Annotated in this window: 22 protein-coding genes and 2 pseudogenes; 19 read left to right on the top strand and 5 right to left on the bottom strand. The window is 59.8% G+C overall.

The window, feature by feature from the left end; translation table 11 throughout:
* The 6 genes from G485_RS0109330 to G485_RS0109305 all read left to right on the top strand — a co-directional run.
* Positions 1-261, top strand: a 261-nt coding sequence (locus tag G485_RS0109330) for a transposase (RefSeq protein ID WP_027092347.1), incomplete at its 5' end; no start/stop codon positions are given.
* Between the two features lie 163 nt (positions 262-424).
* The gene (locus tag G485_RS0109325; RefSeq protein ID WP_027092346.1) at positions 425-814 is read left to right on the top strand and encodes a GntR family transcriptional regulator; all 390 of its coding nucleotides are present in this window, start codon (positions 425-427) and stop codon (positions 812-814) included.
* A complete protein-coding gene (locus G485_RS0109320) occupies positions 814-1,512 on the top strand; it encodes an ABC transporter ATP-binding protein (protein WP_027092345.1) in 699 nt (232 codons plus the stop codon). Before G485_RS0109325 ends, G485_RS0109320 begins: the two co-directional genes overlap by 1 nt.
* 12 nt (positions 1,513-1,524) lie before the next feature.
* Positions 1,525-2,274, top strand: a complete 750-nt coding sequence (locus G485_RS0109315; protein ID WP_027092344.1) for an ABC transporter permease — start codon at positions 1,525-1,527, stop codon at positions 2,272-2,274.
* A 32-nt stretch (positions 2,275-2,306) separates the two neighbouring features.
* On the top strand, positions 2,307-3,215 hold the full coding sequence (locus G485_RS0109310) for an ABC transporter ATP-binding protein (RefSeq protein WP_338027743.1): 909 nt from the start codon (positions 2,307-2,309) through the stop codon (positions 3,213-3,215).
* A gap of 24 nt (positions 3,216-3,239) precedes the next feature.
* Entirely contained in the window at positions 3,240-4,391 is a 1,152-nt protein-coding gene (locus G485_RS0109305; protein WP_027092342.1) for an ABC transporter permease, read from the top strand.
* A 101-nt stretch (positions 4,392-4,492) separates the two neighbouring features.
* Here G485_RS0109305 and G485_RS0109300 read toward each other — a convergent pair whose 3' ends face one another.
* The gene (locus G485_RS0109300) at positions 4,493-6,022 is read right to left on the bottom strand and encodes a DHA2 family efflux MFS transporter permease subunit (RefSeq protein WP_027092341.1); all 1,530 of its coding nucleotides are present in this window, start codon (positions 6,020-6,022) and stop codon (positions 4,493-4,495) included.
* A 14-nt stretch (positions 6,023-6,036) separates the two neighbouring features.
* Positions 6,037-6,675, bottom strand: coding sequence for an HlyD family efflux transporter periplasmic adaptor subunit (locus G485_RS0109295; protein ID WP_027092340.1), 639 nt, complete (start codon positions 6,673-6,675; stop codon positions 6,037-6,039).
* A gap of 161 nt (positions 6,676-6,836) precedes the next feature.
* On the opposite strand from G485_RS0109295, the gene G485_RS0109285 reads away from it, so the two are divergent.
* Positions 6,837-7,388 (top strand): NAD(P)H-dependent oxidoreductase, encoded by a 552-nt coding sequence (locus tag G485_RS0109285; RefSeq protein ID WP_027092339.1) that lies wholly within the window; start codon positions 6,837-6,839, stop codon positions 7,386-7,388.
* 1 nt (position 7,389) lies between these two features.
* Positions 7,390-7,800 carry a hypothetical protein gene (locus G485_RS0109280; protein WP_027092338.1) on the top strand — a complete coding sequence of 137 codons (411 nt, stop codon included), beginning with the start codon at positions 7,390-7,392 and terminating at the stop codon, positions 7,798-7,800.
* Between the two features lie 170 nt (positions 7,801-7,970).
* Here G485_RS0109280 and G485_RS0109275 read toward each other — a convergent pair whose 3' ends face one another.
* Complete coding sequence (locus G485_RS0109275) at positions 7,971-8,798, bottom strand: aldo/keto reductase (protein ID WP_027092337.1); 828 nt, start codon at positions 8,796-8,798, stop codon at positions 7,971-7,973.
* Between the two features lie 39 nt (positions 8,799-8,837).
* Positions 8,838-9,827, bottom strand: a complete 990-nt coding sequence (locus G485_RS0109270; protein ID WP_027092336.1) for a lipoate--protein ligase — start codon at positions 9,825-9,827, stop codon at positions 8,838-8,840.
* A gap of 391 nt (positions 9,828-10,218) precedes the next feature.
* On the opposite strand from G485_RS0109270, the pseudogene G485_RS31460 reads away from it, so the two are divergent.
* From G485_RS31460 to G485_RS0109245, 5 genes and pseudogenes are all read left to right on the top strand, one after another.
* Positions 10,219-10,338: pseudogene (locus G485_RS31460) on the top strand (ATP-dependent Clp protease proteolytic subunit); the annotation flags it as partial.
* 135 nt (positions 10,339-10,473) lie between these two features.
* Positions 10,474-11,055, top strand: coding sequence for a TetR/AcrR family transcriptional regulator (locus G485_RS25750; RefSeq protein WP_035155452.1), 582 nt, complete (start codon positions 10,474-10,476; stop codon positions 11,053-11,055).
* 208 nt (positions 11,056-11,263) lie between these two features.
* Entirely contained in the window at positions 11,264-13,006 is a 1,743-nt protein-coding gene (locus tag G485_RS0109255; protein ID WP_027092335.1) for an ABC transporter ATP-binding protein, read from the top strand.
* A 74-nt stretch (positions 13,007-13,080) separates the two neighbouring features.
* A complete protein-coding gene (locus G485_RS0109250) occupies positions 13,081-14,928 on the top strand; it encodes an ABC transporter ATP-binding protein (protein WP_084423221.1) in 1,848 nt (615 codons plus the stop codon).
* Between the two features lie 282 nt (positions 14,929-15,210).
* Entirely contained in the window at positions 15,211-15,918 is a 708-nt protein-coding gene (locus G485_RS0109245; protein ID WP_027092333.1) for a hypothetical protein, read from the top strand.
* A 150-nt stretch (positions 15,919-16,068) separates the two neighbouring features.
* On the opposite strand, the gene G485_RS0109240 is transcribed toward G485_RS0109245, so the two are convergent.
* Positions 16,069-16,932, bottom strand: coding sequence for an AraC family transcriptional regulator (locus tag G485_RS0109240; RefSeq protein WP_027092332.1), 864 nt, complete (start codon positions 16,930-16,932; stop codon positions 16,069-16,071).
* A 141-nt stretch (positions 16,933-17,073) separates the two neighbouring features.
* Here G485_RS0109240 and G485_RS0109235 point away from each other — a divergent pair, with 141 nt between their 5' ends.
* The 6 genes and pseudogenes from G485_RS0109235 to G485_RS31445 all read left to right on the top strand — a co-directional run bounded on the left by G485_RS0109235 (position 17,074) and on the right by G485_RS31445 (position 21,685).
* Positions 17,074-17,904, top strand: a complete 831-nt coding sequence (locus G485_RS0109235; protein WP_027092331.1) for an amidohydrolase family protein — start codon at positions 17,074-17,076, stop codon at positions 17,902-17,904.
* Positions 17,901-19,379, top strand: a complete 1,479-nt coding sequence (locus G485_RS25745; protein ID WP_035155436.1) for a tagaturonate reductase — start codon at positions 17,901-17,903, stop codon at positions 19,377-19,379. The genes G485_RS0109235 and G485_RS25745 overlap by 4 nt, the downstream gene beginning before the upstream one ends.
* A complete protein-coding gene (locus tag G485_RS0109225; RefSeq protein ID WP_027092330.1) occupies positions 19,372-20,865 on the top strand; it encodes a UxaA family hydrolase in 1,494 nt (497 codons plus the stop codon). The genes G485_RS25745 and G485_RS0109225 overlap by 8 nt, the downstream gene beginning before the upstream one ends.
* Before the next feature lies 1 nt (position 20,866).
* A pseudogene (locus G485_RS31455) lies at positions 20,867-21,029 on the top strand (aldo/keto reductase); the annotation flags it as partial.
* Between the two features lie 133 nt (positions 21,030-21,162).
* On the top strand, positions 21,163-21,429 hold the full coding sequence (locus G485_RS31450) for an alcohol dehydrogenase catalytic domain-containing protein (protein WP_027092329.1): 267 nt from the start codon (positions 21,163-21,165) through the stop codon (positions 21,427-21,429).
* The gene (locus tag G485_RS31445; protein WP_156922218.1) at positions 21,392-21,685 is read left to right on the top strand and encodes an MDR/zinc-dependent alcohol dehydrogenase-like family protein; all 294 of its coding nucleotides are present in this window, start codon (positions 21,392-21,394) and stop codon (positions 21,683-21,685) included. The genes G485_RS31450 and G485_RS31445 overlap by 38 nt, the downstream gene beginning before the upstream one ends.
* The last annotated feature ends 7 nt before the right edge of the window (positions 21,686-21,692 follow it).

Raw genomic sequence — 21,692 nt, 5'->3', positions numbered from 1 at the left:
GACGCCGATGATCGAAAGCAAGAGAAGCAAGACGCTGCACAGCGCAATGCGATCGAAGGAAAGTTCGGCGAAGGCAAACGCAAGTTGGGTTTGGGCCGAATTTGCTCCCGCGGTGCTCATACAAGTTTAACTGTCATCGCTATCCAGTTTCTGGTTATGAACCTGGAACGGCGACTGCGGGTTCTTTTTTTCTCTTTTTTCAGATTCATTGCGTTCCGTCCGATTTTTTGCATGAAAACCGCAAAGAAAATCACGGTCTAGGCTCATGCGTTGGGAGCAGCTTAAATTGATCTTGTTCAGCAAGCCCTAAATAGATAACAATCGAGCAATATCCGCCTTAAATCTTTAAAAGTGCCTATTGCTCTTAGTGTATTAAGTGATATAATACACTTAAGTCAGTGATAAGCGAGAAGGAGGTGCCCTCTTGAATGAAGTCATCGTCGGGGGCATGAGGTTCGCGCTCGATTTGAGCCAACCGTTATACGAACAAGTGCTGGACCAAGTCCGAAGCTCGATTGCGAAAGGTGAGATTGCGTTGGGAGAGAAAATTCCTTCGGTTAGAGAGATGGCGCAAGCGTTGAAAATCAATCCGAACACGGTCATGCGGGCTTACCAGGAGCTCGAGCGGGACGGTCTGACGGAGACGAGGCGCGGCCAAGGGACATTCATTACGACCGATGCCGAGAAGGTGCGGCTCATTCGCTATCGGCTCGCGGAGGAAGCGGTGGACGAGTTTCTCGCGAAGCTGGGGAGTCTCGGATTTACGCCCTCCGAAGTGGCGGCCATTTTGCGAAGCAAAGGCGGTGAAGCCTAATGACGACCATGGCCATCCAAGGCAAAGGACTCGTAAAACGATACGGCAGGCGTCATGCGCTGAACGAGTTCGATATCGCGATTCCCGAGCATGCGGTGACGGCGATTCTCGGCCCGAACGGATCGGGCAAGTCGACGTTCATGCGCATGCTGACCGCATTGGTCCGCCCGGAGAGAGGCAGTCTGACCGTGCTCGGAGAGCGGCCCTCCTGGCAGCTCAACCGGAAGATCGCCTATTTGCCGGATCGGGCCCGCTGGTACGAGTCGCAAACGGTAGCCGAAGCGGTCGAGTGGGGCACGAACCTGCTTCCCGGCTTCGATCCGAACCGCGCCTGGCAAATTCTCGAATCGCTCGGCCTTGAAGCCGACATGGAAGTCGGCGGCATGTCCAAAGGGCAGGAAGCCCGCCTCATGCTCGCCGTCTGTCTGGCGCGGGACGTTCCGCTGCTTGTGCTCGACGAGCCGTTCTCGGGCATCGATATGATCTCCCGGGAGCGCATCATTTCCGCTCTGATCGACAACTTCAGCGAGCGCCGGCAGACGGTGCTGATCAGCACCCACGAGATCGCGGAGACGGAAAGCCTGTTCGACTACGCGGTGTTCATCCGGGACGGGCATGCCGCACTGTCCGGCTATGTCGAAGATCTGCGGGCGGAGCGCGGATCGGTGCAGGACATTTATCGCCAACTCTACATGTAGGAGGGCACGGAGATGCCTCAAGGAAAAGGGGTTTTTCCCTATTTGTTCAAACACGATTTCTGCATCCACACCCGAAGAATGCTTTATCGTCGATGGGGGCTGGTGTATGCGGCGGCCATCATGGTCCTTCTGATGGCGGCATTCGCCATCTGGGGCGGAGAGGATCAATTCAAACCGGATTATTTGCTCTACGCATGCTTTGCGTTTCCGTTCGTCGTCTTCGGCGTATCGTTCGGAATGCTGAAGCGCGAATGGTCGAACGGGACGTCGGACTGGTGGTTGACGCTGCCTTATTCGCGCACCAAGTTGCTGCTGTCCAAATTGGCGGCAAGCGCGGCGCAATCGTTTCTGCTCCTCTTCATCTACTTCGCGGCCTTGATGCTTCTCGAGCTGTACAATCTCGCCATCAACGGCGGCGATATGGGCGCGTTCGGAACGTTCGTCTCGCTTGAAGCGCAGTACTTGTTCGTCGTCTTCGTCACCTCGCCCTTCATGCTGTCTTTGGGACTCCTGGCGGGGGTCGTGGGGAGATCGAAGTGGCGGCCGCTCCTTCCGCTGGTTTGGATCCTTTTCGGCTTGTTGGGCAATGTGTTCAACTGGCTGAACGTGTCGAACGGCGACGACGGCAAAATCAAGTCCGTTATGCTGTTCGACGGCTCGGCGTCCTTCTGGGTGTGGGCGATCATACCGGTCGCCTGGCTGCTCGCCGCCTTGCTGTTCGCGGGAGCGGTGAACGTGTGCAAAAAACAATTGGTTCTATAACGGAGAGGGGACGGATCATGGGAGACGCGATCGTGATTGAGCGATTGGCCAAATCGTACGGGGCCAAACCGGCTTTGAAGGACGTAACGTTCTCGGTGCGGGAAGGAAGCTGCTTCGGGCTGCTCGGACCGAACGGGGCGGGCAAATCGACGACGATGAAAATTTTGTCCGGCTTGCTGCCGCCCGATCGCGGGCACGTCTCGGTGCTCGGGCGGGACATCCGCAAGTCGGGGGAGGACATCCGGCGGGAGGTCGGGTACGTGCCTCAATCGATCACCCTGTACGAGAAGTTGAGCGCCCGCGACAACCTGACGTTCTTCGGCGAAATGTACGGCGTTCGGGGCGCGGAGCTGAAGCGGAGAATCGGGGAAGTGCTGGAGCGCGTCGGGCTCGCCGACCGGGCAAAGGACGCGGTTGCTTCCTTCTCCGGCGGAATGAAGCGGAGGGTGAACATCGCGGCCGCTCTGCTGCATCGACCGAAGCTCATCATTATGGACGAACCGACGGTCGGGATCGATCCCCAGTCGCGCAACCACATTTTCGAAATGATCCGATCGCTGCAAAAAAGCGGAGTCACCGTGCTGTACTCCACGCACTACATGGAGGAAGTGGAAAGTCTGTGCGACGAACTGGCGATCATCGACGGCGGCGAAGTGATCGTCAGCGGCGGCCTGAACGAGGTGCTGGACCGGTTCGGCACGCAGGCCGTATACCTGGAGCTGCAGGACGCTGCCAAGCCTCCGGAGCCGGCCGGCTTCGGCAAGCCCGAACCCAAAGACAAAGGCTGGGTCGTGGAGACGCCGTCACCGCTTGAGGCCATCGCCGCCTGGGCGGCGGCGTGCAAGGCGAAGTCGCTCAAAGTCAAGCAACTCGAGATCGTGCGCCCGTCGCTGGAGACGGTGTTCCTGTCGCTGACGGGTACGACGCTGCGAGACAATTAGGCCGCTGGCGAGGAGATGAGAACGATGGTATTCACGATCGCGATCAAGGAATGGAAGCTTCTGCTCAAGGAAAAAGGTACGTTCTTCTGGCTGCTGCTGCTGCCGATTTTGTTTATTGTGCTGTTCGGAACGGTTTTCAGCAGCATGGGGGATACGAAGGTGTCGCTTCCGTATATCGACATGAATGGGACGCAGGCGTCCCAGGCTTTCCTGGCTTCGCTCGGGGAGAAGAGCGGGTACAACTTGGAAGAGAAAGCGGCCGGCGATCTGGACGATCAAATCTCGCGTATTCAATCCGGCAAGCAGTCCGCACTTCTCGTTCTGCCGCAAGGCTTCGGAAGCGCCCTTGCGGGCAGCGACGGAGCGCGGGCTTCGATCGAACTGTACAGCGACCCGAATTCCCAAACTGTCGCCCCGCTGCGCTCGACGCTCGAAAACATCGCAAACGGCATGCGCGAGTCGAAAATCGAAGGGGCGCTGAAGGCGGCCGGAGAGAGCGACGCACAGATCAAGAACACGATGGCTCCGCTCATCGTCATCGACGACAAGCCGCAGAACGCCACGGCGAACAATTCGGTCACGCAGGTCGTGCCCGGCTATACGGTTATGTTCGTCTTCTTTATTATCATTTCCATGATCCGCCGTTTCCTCGGCGACAAATCGTCCGGCATGACCGCGAGGCTGCGGACGACCCGAATGTCGCCGATCGGCTATCTGCTCGGCATGTGGATCGCCTACCTGGGCGTCGCGCTGGCGCAATGCACCGTTCTGCTCGCCTTCGGCCATATCGCCTACGACGTGCAATTGGGCGATATCGTCGCCGTCGCCGTCGTTGTGTTTATGCTCGCGCTGTGCGGCACCGGCATCGGTTTGGCGTTGTGCATGATCGTCCGGGGCGAGAATCAGGGCATCGGCTTCACCCAATTGATCGCGCTCGGCGGCGCGGTGCTTGGAGGGCTGTGGTTCCCGATCGAGTACATGCCGAGAACGATGCGGACGATCAGCCATTTCGTTCCGCAGTATTGGGCGCAGAAAGCGTTCCAGGACATCATGGTGCGAGGCGTCCATCTGTCCGGCGTTCTGCCGTCGATCGCCGCGCTGGCCGGATTTGCCGCCGCCGGGCTGCTCGTCGCCCTGCTGAGATTCCGCGGCTTCATGCAATCGGCTTTGGATTAGGGAGACCGCCGCGCTGGCGTTGGCCAAAAGCAAAAGCAAAGGCAAAGGCTCCGAAACCGCTCGGGCGAGCGGCGTTCGGAGCCTTTGGTTTTCCACTGCGATCATCTCGGCGAAGCCGGCCTCTTCTTCGGGCGGTTCAGGAAGAGGGAGAACACCATACCGATGATCGTAATGTAAGTCGCGACGAGGAAAGCATCGTTGATGCCGTTGATCGTGGACGCTTGGGCGGCCAGGCCGCTCAACAGGGATAAGGCGTAGGCGGTTCCTGCGTCTGCGGGCAATCCGGCCGCGGCGGTGACGACTGCGCTGAATTGGCCGACGTTCTCGGCGGCAATCGCATTGTTCAGCGTCAAGTTGTTGGCGTAGGAGGCGAGATGCTCGTTCGTGCGGGTTGACATCACCGTAACGAGCAGAGCCGTGCCGAAAGAGCTCGCCACCTGCCGCATCGTGTTGGACACGGCCGTTCCATGGCTTTTCAGCGCAATCGGCAACGCATTTAAGCCTTCCGTCATAATCGTCATCATGATGAAAGAGATGCCGAAGCTCCGGAGAGCGTACAACAGCATCAAATGGGCATAGGTCGATTGGCCGGTCAGCTTGGTGAACTGGTAAGTCGTCAGCGCGGTAATGGCAAGCCCGACGATGGCGAGCGGCCGAACGCCGATCTTGTCGAACAAGGCGCCGGCGATCGGCGACATAATGCCCATGAGAACGGCTCCGGGAAGCAGCAGAAGGCCGGATTCCACCGGCGTATACCCTCGGATGTTCTGGACGTAGATCGGAAGCAGCAGCATGGCGCCGAACATGGCCATGTTGACGACGACGCTGACGACGGTGGACATCGTAAACGTGAAGTTGCCGAACACCTCCAGGTTCAGCAACGGAACGCGGGCCGTGAACTGACGGTATACGAAGAAGATCAGGAACACGATCCCGACGACGATCGCCGTCTCCACGGTCGCGTCGCCCCAGCCGCGGCTGCCCGCTTCGCTCAAGCCGTATAGGAGCGCCCCCAGGCCGATGGTAGAGAAGATCGCCCCCGCCCAATCCAGCTTCGGATACGTCAGCTTCAACACGTTGGACAAATATTTGAACGTCAGCCCGACCTCGATCGCGCCCAGCGGAACCATGATGAAGAACAAAATGCGCCACGAGAAGTGCTCGACCATGTAGCCGGCGAAAGTCGGGCCGACGGCGGGGGCGAATACCATCGCGATCCCCATCGTGCCCATGGCCTTGCCTATCTTGTGCGGCGGGAACAGGCGCAGGAAGATGTTGGTCACCAGCGGCATCATAATTCCGGCTCCGATCGCCTGCACGATTCGCCCGCCGAGCACGACGGCGAAGGAGGGGCCGATCCCGCACAGAAGCGAGCCGACGGTGAACATCGACATGGCGAAGGCGAACAACAGCCGGGTGGAGACCGTCGCCATGAGGAACGTACTGACCGGAATCATGATTGCGTTCGCCAGCATGAACCCGGTCGACAACCATTGGATCGTCGTCGTTGACACGTTCAGATCGGTCATCATGTGCGGAATGGCGACGTTGACCATCGTCTGGTTCAAAATGGCGAGGAACATGCCGCAGATGAGCACGGCCACCGTAGGGCCGACGTTTTGGTTGTTCACGTTGCCCATCCCCTCTATTTATGAATCCGCACTTTGGCGCTCATGCCCGGAACGAGTCCGAGACCGCGATAGCCGTCCACCTCGATCGTCACGGGAATGACTTGCGTCACCTTCGTATAGTTGCCCGTCGTGTTCGAGGCCGGCAGCAGGGAGAACGTCCCTGCCGTCGCCAGGCCGATTTGCGACACTCTGCCTGTGAGCGACGTGTCGGGGAAGGCGTCGACGTAGATGTCCACCGACTGGTTTTCCTTGACTTCGTTGATTCTCGTCTCTTTGATATTGGCGGAGATCCATAAATTGTCCAGATCAAAGGCTCTGGCCAACGGCGTTCCGGCGCCCACGAACGACCGGACGACGGCGTTCTGCTGGACGATCGTCCCCGTCGCCGGTACGGTAACGCTGACCGTTCGTGTGTCGGTTTTGACCGAACCGACGGTTTGGCCGGCCGTATATTTCTGTCCGACCTCTCCTCTCCAGTCCGTCAACACGCCGGCCGCAGGCGCGGCAATCGTTACCGCCAGTCCGTCCACCTTCGCGTTGTCCGTCGTGATGTAATTGATCGACTGATTATAGTAGTAAATCGCCGCACCGCCACCCGCCACGATGATGAGGATGACGATAATATTGATCAACACAAGGCGCGCACCCTTCATGACGTCCGATTCCTTTCCTGGCCAAGCCACTTTAGTGTTTCGTTTCGCTATCTTTCCTCCGATCGGCCGCATTTATCAGAACGAGGGATTTCCCGAATCCGGCGAATAGGTTCGGCAAACGGAGTTAAAGTAATAAAATCCGCTACGCTGGGAGGGTGCGCATGAACATCTACATCGTTTACGACAGCGAGGACGGGCATACGGAATCGCTCGCCCATTCGATCGCCCAGGGAGCGCGCAGCGTGACCGGAGCGAGGGTCATCTTGCACCATGTGGAGCGGGCGGACGTTCACGACCTCGATAAAATGGATGCGATCATCTGGGGCTGCCCCGGCCACTTCGGCAGCATCAGCGCCGGCCTTAAAACGTGGATCGACAAGCTCGGCTATCTGTGGGCGCACGGGAAGCTGGTGGACAAGATCGGGGCCGTCTTTTGTACGACTGCGACCGAGCACGGCGGCATCGAGGCGACGCTTCTCAATCTGATAACGCCGATGCTTCATCAGGGCATGATCATCGTCGGCTTGCCTGCGAACGTGCCGGAGAACGTGCTGTACGGCTCGTATTACGGCGTCGGAATTACATGCCGTCTGGAAGATTCCCCCGACGACCCCCCCAACATGCCGACGGAGGATGATTTGGCTCTGGGAAGGGCGCTTGGCCGGCGAGTCGCCCTGCTTGCGGGGAAATTTATCGGCCGGCGGGAGGGGTAAAATGCTGATTATCGGCTATGGCATTTTCGCCATGCTCGTGATCGTCATTTTGATCGTCGTTAATGTTCGGGCTTCCAGGCGCACGGAGGACGGAGGCGGGGAGGAGAAGGCTTCGGAGATGGAGCCGGCCGGGAACGCGCCGGAGGAAGAGAGGGCTGCGGAAGCCGGGCCGGCGGAAGAGGCGGGCGATCCGGTCGGGGAGGAGCCGAAGCCCGCCGCGGGATCGGCAGCCGCGGCCGCGCGGTCCGAGTCGCGCGACCGGACGTACCGTCAGGCGCTTCGCCAACTGCGAACAGGTTCCGAGCGAACCGACGTCCCGCCCCCTGCGCGCAAGGAAGACCGGATCATGTCCGACTCGGAGTACCGGAAAGCGATGCAGAATTTCCGCAAACGAGGCGACCGGCAGGACTGATGTACCCTGCTAACGTCGGGTTGCAGCGCAGCTTGAATCGCGGGATCGAACGAAATACGGCCGCAAGCCAAGAACAAAAAAGCCCTTCCGCTTCCCGCAGGAAACGAAAGGGCTTGAACGCGTCGCAGGCGCGTTTAGGTTTTATCCGGTTCCCGGTCCGGCGCGCCGCCTTAGAACAGCAGCGCGTCCGGGTTCGGGCCGAACCGGCGGTTTTCGTTCAACGCATCGATCCGGGCGACATCTTCGTCGGTCAAGGTGAAATCGAAAATGTCGGCGTTCTCCGCGATCCGCGACGGGGTGACGGACTTCGGAATCGTCACGACCCCGTGCTGCAAGTCCCAACGCAGCACGACTTGGGCCGGCGTTTTGCCGTACTTGCCGGCAATTTCCTGCAGCACGGCATGATCGAGGTTGCCCTGCATAAGCGGACTCCACGCCTCCAACTGGATGCCGTTCTCCTTGCAGTAGGCGAGCAGCTCCTTCTGGGTGAGCAGCGGATGGAATTCGACCTGATTGACCATCGGCACGATCTCGCTCGATTCGGCGAGCTTCCGCAGATGATGAATTTGGAAATTGCTGACGCCGATCGCCCGAACGAGCCCTTCCGCGTAGAGCTTCTCGAACGCGCGCCACGTATCGACGAACTTGTCCTTGCCGGGCCAGTGGATGAGCAGCAAATCGACGACGTCGAGCCCGAGCCGCTTGCGGCTCTCCTCGAAGGCGGTCAGCGTCCGCTCGTAGCCTTGATCCTCGTTCCATATTTTCGTCGTGATAAAAAGCTCGTCCCGGCTCACCCCGCAGTCGCGGATGGCCCGTCCGACCGCCTCTTCGTTGCGGTACGCCTTGGCGGTGTCGATGCTCCGGTATCCCGTTTGAATTGCCGCCCGGATGGCGCGCTCGGCTTCTCCTTCGGCCTTTACCTTCCACAAGCCGAGACCCAGCCAAGGCATCTCCACGCCGTTGCGCAGCTTGACGCGTTCTTGAACGGATGCGATCATCTCAAATCTCCTCCTTATGTAGCGATGATGAATTCGGATTCACACGAGAAGGGACAGCCATTGCTCGCGGTCGACCGGCCCGAAGTAAAACGTCAAATCCACATCCTTGAGCGCAGCTTCGATCGCTTCCCGGTCATAGCGGACGCCGATCAGCTTGCCGGTCACCTCCGACACTTCTCCCCGACCGAAGAAATCCCCGTAGATGGCGGCTTCGCGAATTTCGCCTTTTTCCACATTAAGACGCACGTCGAACGTGCCCGCGCCTTCGAGCCGCCGGATCTGCTGTACGTTAAAAGCGGGAGACAGGCCGTAATTCCAATCCCAGCTCCGGTAGCGGCTGTCGGCCAATTCGCGTACGGCTGCCCAATCGGCTTCCGACAGCTTATATTCCTGAATCTCGCCGCCGCCGAAAATCGAATCCAGCACAAACCGTTTGAACTGCTCGATCGTCATCGGTTCGCGCAGAAATTCCGATATGTTGGCGACGCGGCTTCGCACCGACTTGGTCGCCTTCGATTCGAATTTGAGCGGATTCGCCTTCAGCGCGGAGGCGACGTCCTCCATGTGCGAATCGAAGAGCAGCGTACCGTGGCTGAACATGCGGCCGCCCGTGGAGAACTGGGCGTTGCCCGAAATTTTGCGCTCTCCGACCAGAATATCGTTGCGTCCGGAGAGCTCGGCATCGACGCCGAGCTTGCGAAGCGCTTCGACGACCGGCGCCGTGAATTTGCGGAAGTTATGGAACGATTGTCCGTCGTCGCGGGTGATGAAGCTGAAGTTGAGATTGCCCAGATCATGGTAGACCGCTCCTCCTCCGGACAGCCGCCGGACGACGTGAATGCCGTGCTCGCGCACGTAATCGGTGTTGACCTCTTCGGCGGTGTTCTGGTTTTTGCCGATGATGATCGAAGGCTCGTTGATGTAAAAAAGCAAATAATCGTGCTCCGCCGGCAGCTTGCGAAGAATGTATTCTTCCAGCGCCAGATTGAGTGCGGGATCGTGGGCGTTGCCGTTGTCGACGAACAGCACCTCGGGGCGGCACCTCCTTCGATTTGGACTCGCCGGGACGGCGTATACGTCTTTATTTTACGTTACAAAGCAGCGGAGAACAAATGGGCGGCATCCGAGGTGGACCGCCAGATGGGCGAGGTGCCGCAGAAAATCAACTATCACCTCAAGAGCCAGGAGAAGGTAGGGCTCGTGCGCCGCTGCGGAACCCGGCAGGTGAAAAACCTGATCGAGGTGCTTTACCGGGCGGTGGCGCGAACGTACGTCATTCCCGATTCGTTCGGCTGGTCCGACGAACTGACCCGGCGGATGAAGGATCAGGGGGCGCTCCGGCAACTGCTGAACGTCTCCGACCGGATCCGCCAGGACGCGCTTCGGCTCATGGACGCATCCGACGCGGAAGAGGTGGTGCGGCGGGCTCAAAGGGCAAGCGTCCGACATCGCCATTCACGCCCAGAACATCCTCAAGACGCGCGACCGCCTCAACCGGATTCTCGCCGAGCGTACAGGCCAGCCGCTGGAGAACATCGAGAATGTTCGCAAGGTGCAAACCTTCGGGCAGTTTTTTTGCGTCGAGGAATCATTGACGTAGTGAGTCCTCACTATGTATAATGGGCGCATGGATACGAACAAACCAACCCCGCCGCCGCGCAAACGGGCTCGCGGCATGAATCTTCAAGACCGGCGAGCCATGATTGTCCGGACTACCTTGCAGTTGCTGAAGGAAGCGGGACCGAACGTAACGACCCTGCAGATTGCTCGCGCCGCCGGAATCAGCGAGCCGACCATTTTCCGGGCTTTTGCCGACAAGAACGAAGTGCTGGCTGCGTGTCTGGAGGAAGCACTTCAACCGGAGCCTATTACGATTGAATTGGAGGCAATCGACGCTGAAGCCGGTTTGGAGGAACGCTTGGCGAAGCTGATCGAAGTGCTGAGAACCCAATCGGAGCGAACGGGGGCGATTCTGAACGCGATTCGCTTGGCTTGTCCGCCGAAGCCGCGAGCTTCCGGAACACATTTCGAAAACATGCGCAAACGATCGAATGAGCGTTATGCGACGATTCATGCGGCCGTATGCAAGTTGCTGCAGCCCGATGAACGGCAATTGCGCTTGCCGGTTGCCGACATGGCGACTCTTGTGCTTGCCATCGTGTTGTCGCTGGGCCGTACCGGAGGCTGGAATGCCGGTTTTCCCAACGTGACGACGAAGCAGTTGGCGGATCTTATTTTGCATGGCGTCATGAAATGAGTTTTTTAACGTTCGCTGAAGCCGGTGACGCGGTGCCGCCGGCTCGCTTCGCAAGGTGCCGCCGCGCGGGGTGTTCTTGCGAGGACAACGGGCCCTCACGGGCACGGGAGGCGAACGAATCGGCGGTTCATACTCAGTTCACAATCCCGCCTTATAGTTTCGCTGTGAAGAAACGGTCAAAGGAAGAGACATGGGAGATGGTCGATCGATGTTGAAGCTTTTCCGGTTTTTAAAGCCCTATCGTTGGGGCATCGCGTTGGTCATGGCCCTCGTTCTGCTGCAATCGTTGGGGGAGCTGTATTTGCCGACGCTGATGGCGGACATCGTCAACAAAGGCGTCGTGACGGGCGACCATGCCTATATTTGGCGGATCGGCGCTTACATGCTGCTGGTCACGCTCGGCGGGACGGCTGTCGCGATTTGCGCGAGCTACTTTTCGTCCCGTATCTCCGCCGGCTTCGGCCGGATCTTGCGCGGCAAAGTGTTTTCCCACGTTGAAAATTATTCGCTTCAGGAATTCGACAAGATCGGAACCGCATCGCTGATTACCCGAACGACGAACGATATTCATCAGGTGCAACAGGTGCTCATGATGATGATGCGCCTGATGGTGATGGCCCCGATGATGTGCATCGGCGGGCTGATCATGGCGCTGTCCAAAGACGCCAAGCTGACGCTCGTGCTCGTCGTCGCCCTTCCGGTGCTGGCGCTGACGATCTTGCTGATCTCCCGCCGGGGGCTTCCGCTGTTCAGGGCCATTCAGAAGAAGCTGGACAAACTGAACCTCGTGCTTCGCGAAGGGCTGACGGGCATTCGCGTCATTCGCTCCTTCAACCGGCTGGAGCACGAGAAGAAGCGGTTCGTCGACGCGAACTTCGATTTGACGGAGACGTCGGTCAAGGTCAATCAGATCATGGCGCTGCTCATGCCGCTCATGATGCTGATTATGAACTTCTCCTCGATCGCGATCATCTGGTTCGGCGGCATCCGCGTCAGCGAGAACCATATGGAAGTCGGCGATCTGATGGCTTTCCTGCAATACGCGATGCAAATCATGTTCTCCCTGCTCATGCTCTCGATGATGTTCGTCATGGTGCCGCGAGCCTCCGCTTCGGCCGTCCGGATCAACGAAGTGCTCGATCTCGAGGCTGTCATCCGCGATCCGGCGGAACCTGCCGGAGGCGCCGAAGCGGAAGTCGCCACGGAAGGCGGTTTCGTGGAATTCGATAATGTGACGTTCAGCTATCCGGGGGCGGAGCAGCCGGCCGTATCCGGGATCACGTTCCACGCCCGCCCGGGCGAAGTGACGGCCATTATCGGCGGCACGGGCTCGGGCAAGTCGACGATCGTCAATCTGATCCCGCGTTTTTACGACGTGGATTCGGGAGCCGTCCGCATCGACGGCAAAGATGTGCGGGAGTATTCGCAGGAGGAACTTCGGGCGAAAATCGGGCTCGTGCCGCAGAAAGCGGTGTTGTTCACGGGAACGATCGCGGACAACATCCGCTTCGGCAAGGAGCAGGCGACGGACGAGGAAGTCCGTCACGCCGCGGAGGTCGCGCAGGCGACCGATTTTATAACCGGCATGCAGGACGGCTTCAATTCCGTCATCGCCCAGGGCGGGACGAACATATCCGGCGGGCAAAAGCAGCGCTTGTCGATCGCGAGGGCTCTCGTTCGGCGGCCGGACATTTACGTATTCGACGACAGCTTCTCGGCTCTCGATTACAAGACGGACGCCCGATTGCGCGCGGCTTTGCGGCAGGAGACGACGAAGTCGGCCGTCATCATCGTCGCTCAACGGGTGAGTACGATCATGGATGCCGACCGGATCGTCGTGCTGGAGGAAGGCCGCATTGCGGGAATCGGCAATCACAAGGAATTAATGGCGACCTGCGAGGTATACCGGGAAATCGTATCGTCCCAGCTGTCGGAGGAGGAGATCGCTTGAGCGAGCAGCAGAGCAAACCCCAAGGCGGCCCGGGAAGAGGTCCGGGCGGTCCGGGCTTCGGACCCGGCGGCGGCATGGGAAGAGGCCCAGGCTTCGGGGGGCCGGGCATGATGGGCATGCCCGGACAAAAGCCCAAAAACTTCAAAGGCTCGTTCCGCCGGCTGCTCGGCTATTTGCGGCCTCACCGTTTCAAGCTCCTTGCGGTATTCGCGACGGCCATCCTCAGCACCGTCTTTTCCATCCTGAGCCCGAAAATGATGGGAAAAGCCACGGACAAATTGTTCGAAGGCATGATGGAGAAATGGAAAGGCGTTCCGGGCGCTTCGATCGATTTTCACGGCATCTGGCAAATCGTCCTTTGGCTCGCAGGCCTGTACGTCGTCAGCTCCGCTTTCAGCTACCTGCAGCAATTTCTGATGGCGGGCGTCGCACAGCGGACCGTTTACCATTTGCGCAACGAGGTGAACGAGAAGCTGTCGCGCCTTCCGCTCAAGTTTTTCGATTCGCGCACGCACGGCGAAATTTTAAGCCGGGTCGTCAACGACGTCGACAACATCAGCAATACGCTGCAGCAAAGCTTGACGCAGCTCATCACCTCTATAGTGACGCTGATCGGCGTCATCGTCATGATGCTGACGATCAGTCCGCTGCTGACCTTGATTCTGGTGCTCACGCTGCCGCTCAGCTTTCTCGTTATCCGCGCGGTCGCTTCGCGGTCCCAGCGGTATTTCAAGGGTCAGCAGGAGCAACTCGGACGTCTGAACGGTCACGTGGAAGAAATGTATACGGGCCACGCGGTGGTGAAGGCGTTCGGCCGCGAACGTCCGTCGATCGCGAAGTTCGACGAGATCAACGAGAAGTTGTACCATGCAGGCTGGCGCGCCCAGTTCGTCTCCGGCATTATCATGCCGATGATGAGCTTCATCGGCAACATCGGTTACGTTGCGATCAGCGTCGTGGGCGGGGTGCTGGTTACGAGAAGAGCGATCAGCGTCGGCGACATCCAGGCGTTTATTCAATATGCCAGACAGTTCACGATGCCGATTACGCAGACGGCCAACATCGCGAACATTATCCAATCGACGATCGCTTCCGCGGAGCGGGTGTTCGAGCTGCTGGACGAACCGGAAGAAGTTCCGGAGGAGCAAGGACGCATCTCGTCGGACTCGGTGAAGGGCGATATCGAATTCCGCAACGTACGGTTCGCTTATAAAGAGGATGAGCCGCTGATCGACAACATGAACATCGACGTCAAAAGCGGCCAGACGGTGGCGATCGTCGGTCCGACCGGCGCAGGCAAGACGACGCTGGTCAACCTGCTCATGCGCTTCTACGAAGTGAACGGCGGCGCCATAACGATCGACGGAACCGACATCACCAAGCTGAAGCGCGGCGAGCTTCGGAGCCTCTTCGGGATGGTGCTTCAGGATACGTGGCTGTTCAACGGCACGATCCGCGACAATATCGCGTACGGTCGCGAAGGCGCGACCGATCTGGAAGTCGTCGAAGCGGCCAAAGCGGCGTACGCGGACCATTTCATCCGGACGCTGCCGGACGGTTATGACACTGTGCTGAACGAGGAAGCGTCCAACATCTCGCAAGGCCAGAAGCAGTTGCTCACGATCGCTCGTGCCATTTTGGCCGACCCGGCCATTCTGATTCTCGACGAGGCGACGAGCAGCGTCGACACCCGCACGGAAATTCACATCCAGCGGGCGATGAGGGAACTGATGCAAGGCCGCACGAGCTTCGTCATCGCGCACCGTCTGTCGACGATCCGCGAAGCGGACTTGATCCTCGTCATGAACAAAGGCACCGTGATCGAGCAAGGCACGCACGAGGAGCTCTTGGCGAAAAGCGGCTTCTACGCCGACTTGTACAACAGCCAGTTTGCCGGCAATGCGCAAGTTCGCGCGGTGTAAACGCAGCTGCTTTCAATCTGCCAAACCGTTTTGAAGAGTCGATGAAGCGATGGCGGAGAGAGCGGAGAACAGGATATTCGTGTGAAAATGAAGGCGGGAACAACCTCAAAGCTACATATGCGCGGAGTCATTGGAGAACAAGTCCATGCGAGGGTGTGCAATGTTTAGGGAGCGTTGCAGGGCCTGAGCCGTTTTTTATCTTGTTCTCAGCTTGCGTTCATCCTCCGTTCATTTGGAAATGATAGCTTTCCAATAGTCGGGATGACTGGAGGATGAGGAAAGATGAACAAGAAATGGAAGTTTGCGCTAACCGGGGCGCTGGCGGTCGCCTTGCTGTCCGGATGCGGAGCGAAATCGGATGACAACGCAGCGGCGCAGAACAATCAATCCCAGGGCGCGGCCCGGAGCGGACAAGCCGGCCAGAGCGGCCAAGGCGGCATGCGCGGAGGCATGGGGATGGTTGACGAGGACGGGAATACGGCGGATTTGCTCGGGAAAATCAAGAGCATTAGCGGCCAAACGATAACCGTCTACAAGTCTTCGTTCGATCCGAGCCAAATGAGGGGCGGTCAGGGAGGATCCGGCGGCCAAGGCGGTCAAGATGGCCAAGGCGGCCAATCGCCGAGCGGCGCGCCAGCATCGAACGCGCCGGATGCGGACAGGCAAGGCGGCAACAGCGGCAACCGCCCGCAGGGCATGGGCAACATGTTCACCGACCAGACGGTTGACATTACCGTAACCGACGCGACCAAGATCGAGACGACCAGCTTCGAGAACGGTCAGCGCACGACAAAGGAGATTGCGCTGTCGGACTTGAAGGCCGACGATGTGCTGACGATATGGCTTAAGGAAGGAACCCAGGAAGCCGAGACGATTCGCGCCGGCGGTTTCGGAGGCGGACGCGGCGCCCGGCAAGGCCAGCAGCAAGACGGTCAGGCGAGCGGCCAGGCATCGTCGTCGAACGCGCAAGCCAGCGCATCGAACGGTTAAGCCGCTCGTCCGAACGGGCAGAACCGCCGGCACGAACAAGCAAGCCGTTGGAGTGGCGTGCTAACCGTCGAACGGGCCAGCCGCGGAGTCGGACAGCAGAAAAAGAGAAGCCGCCGGGCGGGAGCCGAATCCCGTCCGGCGGCTTCTCGTTTAGCCCGCCGCTCCGCGCCGGTAGGCGGCGGGCGTCGTGCCGACGATACGCTTGAACGAGCGGTGGAAATGCGTCATGCTCTCGAAGCCGCAAGCGGAAGCGATCGTGCCGACATTGTCGTCCGTCTGCAGGAGCAGCTCCTTGGCTTTGGTCATTCGCTTGGCGGCGATGTAGCCGGTGACGTTCATGCCGGTCAGTTGCTTGAAGAGCCGGCTGAGATGGGCGGGGCTGACGGAAGCCTGAACGGCCAGATCCGTAAGTCCGATCGGCTCGCAATAGTGCTCGTCGATATACAGCAGCAGGCTCTTCATCCAGCCGGGTCCGACATCGGACGATTCCCCGCTTCGGCTGTGCGCGGCGGTCTCCCGGTTAATTTGCAGGAGCAGCTGCTGAACGATCAGCATGACCGCGTGCCGGTACCCGGGCTTCGTCGCCTTCCATTCGGCATCGATTTGCGCCAGAAGCTCCTCGATGGATGCTTTCAGCCGATCCGGGCAGTCCAGCTTGAAGCTTTTACGAGAGCGTCCCGTCTCGAAGCAGCGCAAATAAGAGAACGATTCCCCGAGCGAGGAAGGCTGGACGAGGACCGGGCTGAAAAAGACCGCCGTCGACGTAACGGGCTGATCCCGGTCGGGGAAGGAGCGGTGGATCGTATTGCCGGGAATGACGAACAAATCACCTGCCCGCATGTCGTAGATCGTCTGGTCGATGAAAAAGACGCCTTTCCCGCTATGAACATAGACAAGCTCGTACCAGTCGTGCAGATGGTCGGGGAGCTCGGTTTTATAGTTTTTTCGGTCGTGGTAGGTGATCGAGAACGGAAACGCAGGGTCGGCGTTAAACTGCTTGCGAAGCGGCTTCATGCGAAGTCTCCTTCCGCGTCGTGCTTCCTTTCGAGAATATCAAAAAAGAGTACAAATCTGCAAGATGAGGCTATTTTATGATTAAAAAGAGCTGTTAGAGTAAAGGTAGAGCGTTTTCACGATAGAAAAGGGGAGAGCGGAATGAGAATCGATGCCCATCAGCACTTTTGGCGGATCGAACGGGGCGACTACGGCTGGATCACGCCGGAAATTCCGACGCTGTACCGCGATTTTCTGCCGGAACATTTGCGGCCTCACTTAAGCAAGCACGCGTTGGACGGCTCCATCGTCGTACAAGCCGCGCCGACGCTGGCGGAGACGGAATTCATTCTGTCGCTGACCGAACGGGACGACAGCGTCAAAGGAGTCGTCGGCTGGCTCGATCCCGCCGATCCGTCCCATCTGGAGCATTACGAAAGGTTCCGCTCCTATCCCAAATTCGTCGGCTTCCGCCTTGCCATCCAGGAGATGCCCGATGCGAACGCCGTTCTGGAGCCCGCTTTCGTCGATGCGATGCGGATATACGCCGATATGGGCGTGCCGGTCGACCTGCTCGTCCGATCGCATCAACTGGAGCCGCTTATCGGGCTGCTGGGGCTCGTTCCCGATTTACGCGGCGTCGTCGACCATATCGGCAAGCCCCGGATCGCGGAGGGGGCGATGGAGCCATGGCGTTCCCAATTGGCGAAGCTGGCGTCTTTTCCCAACGTATACTGCAAAATTTCGGGTGTGGTGACGGAAGCGAACCCCGAGGAGCGGAAGCCGGAAGACCTCGTTCCTTACGTCCGCCACGCGCTCGAACAATTCGGACCGGACCGCGTCCTGTTCGGCAGCGATTGGCCGGTGTGCCTGCTCGCGGCGAGCTACGACGAGGTGATCGGCGTGCTGGAGCGGTCGCTGCCCGAAGGCTGGGGCGAGGAAGAGAAGCGGAAGCTGTACGGACGAAATGCGAAGGAGTTCTACCGATTATGAACCGACTGAACCGAAGTCATTTGACTGAAGCCGAACGCCGGAGCCACGAAGCCGCGCTGAACAGTCCCGTCTCCGTGCTGCAGATCGGGGAAGGCCATTTTTTGAGAGGCTTTTTCGATTGGATGATCCACCGGTGCCGCGAGCTGGGACTGTTTGAAGGCAGCGTCGCGGTGACGCAGCCGAGACCTTCGGGACGCGCGAAAATCGAAGCGTTGGCCGCGCAGGAAGGGCTCTATACGCTGGTGATCCGGGGGCTGGAAAACGGGGAGCGGGTGGAGCGGCGGGAGATCGTCACCGTTTTCTCGGCCGTGTTCGATCCTTATGCCGATTGGCAGCGGCTGATCGCCATCGCGGAAAGCCCGTCGTTGCGGTTCGTCGTCTCGAACACGACCGAGGCGGGGCTTGCGTACCGCCCCGAACCGCTTCGCGACAACGAGCCGATCGAGTCGTTCCCCGGAAAAATCGCCTGGCTGCTGTACCGACGATATCTGGCGTTTTCCGGCGCTCCCGACCGCGGGGTCGTCTTCCTCCCCTGCGAGCTGTTGGAGCGCAACGGCGACGAGCTGAAGCGCTGCGTCCTTCGCTATTGCGACGATTGGGGACTGCCGGAGGCGTTCCGGCGCTGGGTGGCCGATCACAACCGTTTCCTCAACTCGCTCGTCGACCGAATCGTCACGGGCTATCCGTCCGAACAGGCGGGCGCCTGGTTCGCCGAGTGGGGTTATGAGGACGCGATGCTTAACGCGGCTGAGCCTTACCACTTCTGGGCGATCGAAGGCGACCCGAAGCTCGACAAGGAGCTTCCGCTGGCGCGGGCGGGACTTAACGTGCGGTGGGTGGACGATTTGCGCCCCTACCAACTGCGCAAAGTCCGCATTCTGAACGGGGCGCACACGCTGATGACGCCGCTGGCGCTTCTGCACGGCTTCGAATTCGTCCGCGAGACGATGGAGCATCCGGCGTTCGGGCCGTTCGTGAGGGAGGCGGTGGAGCGGGAGATCGTCCCGGCGCTGCCGCTGCCCGAAGACGAACTGACGGCGTACGCGGCGACCGTGTACGAGCGGTTCCTCAATCCTTTTATCCGGCACCGCCTGTCCGACATCGCGATGAACAGCCTGAGCAAGTTCAAGACGCGGCTGCTGCCTTCTCTTCTTCATTACGCGGAACGCGGAGAGCCGCTGCCGGAGCGGATCGTCCGGTCGCTGGCGGGGCTGCTCCGCTACTACAAGGTGGAGAAGCGGGAAGACGGTCATATCGGGCGAACGCTGGCCGGCAACGAATACGCGGTTCGCGACGACGCCTCGCTGCTGGAGACGATCGCATCGGTGTGGGCGCAGCGGCTGGGAACGGAGCCGACGGTCCGGAAGCTGCTCGGATTGACGGAAATTTGGGGCGCCGACCTGTCGGCGGTCGAGGGGCTTGGGGGCCGAATCGCGTTTTACCTGACGGAAATGGAGGAGGCAAACGATGAATAGCTGGGTGCGGCTGCACAAGGACGATCCCGTCGTCATCGCCTTGAAGCCTTTGAACGCGGGGGATACGCTGACAATGGAGGACGGCTCGGCGCTTCTGCTTTTGGACGACGTGCCCAAAAGCCACAAGCTGCTCACCCGGCCGGTCGGCGCCGGGGAGCATGTGCGCAAGTTCGGCTATTCGATCGGCCGGGCGAAGACGGATTTGGAGCCGGGCCGCTGGGTGCACACGCACAATATCGGAAGCGGCCTGAAGGGCATTCTCGATTATCGCTACGAGCCGATGCCGCAAGCTCCGCAGGACGAATCCGCCAAGGGGAGGACGTTCCAAGGCTACGTGCGGCCGAACGGGGAAGTCGGCATCCGCAACGAAATCTGGATTATCAACACGGTCGGCTGCATCAACAAAACATGCGAGATGATCGCTAGGCGGGCGGAAGCGCTGTACGGCAACCGGGTCGACGGCGTCTACCATTTCGCCCATCCGTTCGGCTGCTCGCAGCTCGGCGACGATCTGAAGCATACGCAGAAACTGCTCGCCTCGCTCGTGCACCATCCGAACGCGGCGGGCGTGCTCGTCGTCGGACTCGGCTGCGAGAACAACCGCATCGACAGCTTCAAGGAAGCGATCGGCGGCTACGACCCGGAGCGCGTCAAGTTCATGAAGTCGCAGGACGAGGAAGACGAGCTGGAGACGGGGCTGGCGCTCGTCGGGGAGCTGGCCGATTACGCGGCTCGGTTCAAGCGGGAGCCCGTTCCGGTGTCCCGGCTGAAGCTCGGGCTGAAATGCGGCGGCTCGGACGGGCTGTCCGGCATTACGGCGAACCCGCTCGTCGGCGCCGTGGCGGACCGGCTGACTGCGGCCGGGGGAACGGCGATTCTGACCGAGGTGCCGGAGATGTTCGGGGCCGAGACGATTCTGATGAACCGCGCGGCGGACGAGAAGGTGTTCTGGCAAATCGTCGGTCTGATCAACGATTTCAAGCAATATTTTATCCGGCATGGGCAGGAAATTTACGAGAATCCGTCGCCGGGCAACAAGGACGGCGGCATCAGCACGCTGGAGGAGAAGTCGCTCGGGTGCACGCAGAAGGGGGGCCGCTCGACCGTCACCGATGTCGTGCCGTACGGCGAACGGGTGCGGAAAGCGGGGCTGAATCTGCTGGAGGCGCCGGGCAACGATCTCGTCTCGGTCACGGCGCTTGCGGCGGGCGGAGCGCAGCTCGTCCTGTTCACGACAGGCAGGGGAACGCCGTTCGGGGGGCCCGTTCCGACCGTGAAGATCTCCACCAACACGGAACTTGCGGAGCGCAAAACAAACTGGATCGACTTTAACGCGGGCCGGCTGCTGGAGGATCGGAGCATGGGCGAGCTGACGGACGACCTGTGGGAGCAAATCGTCCGCATCGCTTCGGGAGAAGAGCGGACGAAGAGCGAGCGCAACGGGTTTCGCGAGATCGCCATTTTCAAGGACGGGGTGATCTTGTAGCATGAAATACCGCAAACTTGGCCGCACCGGTCTGGAAGTGTCCGCGCTTGGCTTCGGAGCTTCTTCGCTTCAGGGCGACGAGGATTGCGCGCAGTGTGGACGAAAGTTTGGAGCGGCTGCACACCGACTATGTGGACATCCTTTTTCTGCATGACGCCGAATTTGCGCGGCCTGGACGGACGAGCCGGTCGACGAACGGCTGCTGGCGGAAGTGCTGCGCGAGTTGGAGCCCGTTCATAACGAGACCTGGATCAGCGGCCGGCCCGAATATAACGGAAGCATCGGAGGCGAGCGGGAATGAAAGGGATCGTCTGCAAGGAAGTCGGCCGCTTCGAGTGGACGGACGATCTGCCGGAGCCCGAGCGGAGGGCGGGGGAAGCGGCCGTGGCGATCCAACGGGTCGGCATTTGCGGCACGGACCTGCACGCGTTCAAAGGCAATCAGCCTTACTTCACGTATCCGCTGCGGAGGCGACCGGCGGCGACTTTCCACGGTCGTCTTCGACGCCACGGGCAGCGCGGGATCGATGATGCATTCTTTTCAATATGTGGCGCATGGTGGTAAACTGGTATTCGTCGGGCTAGTCAAGGCGGACATCGCGTTCAGCGACCCGGAGTTCCATAAGCGGGAGATGACGCCGATGGGCAGCCGCAACGCCACCCGAGAAGACTTCGACAAGGTGATGCAAGCGGTTGCGTCCGGAGCGATCGACGTAAGCGGCTACATTGCCCATCGCGCTTCGTTCGCGGAGACGATCGGACAATTCGAAGGATGGCTGAAGCCCGAATCGAAAGTGATAAAAGCGATGGTCGAGTTGTAGCGAGAGG

It is taken from the genome of Cohnella thermotolerans DSM 17683 (assembly GCF_000429825.1).
In the GTDB taxonomy this organism is placed as follows: Bacteria; Bacillota; Bacilli; order Paenibacillales; family Paenibacillaceae; genus Cohnella; species Cohnella thermotolerans.
Note: the sequence above shows the minus strand (reverse complement) of the source record. Positions and strands in the feature narration are given on the sequence as shown.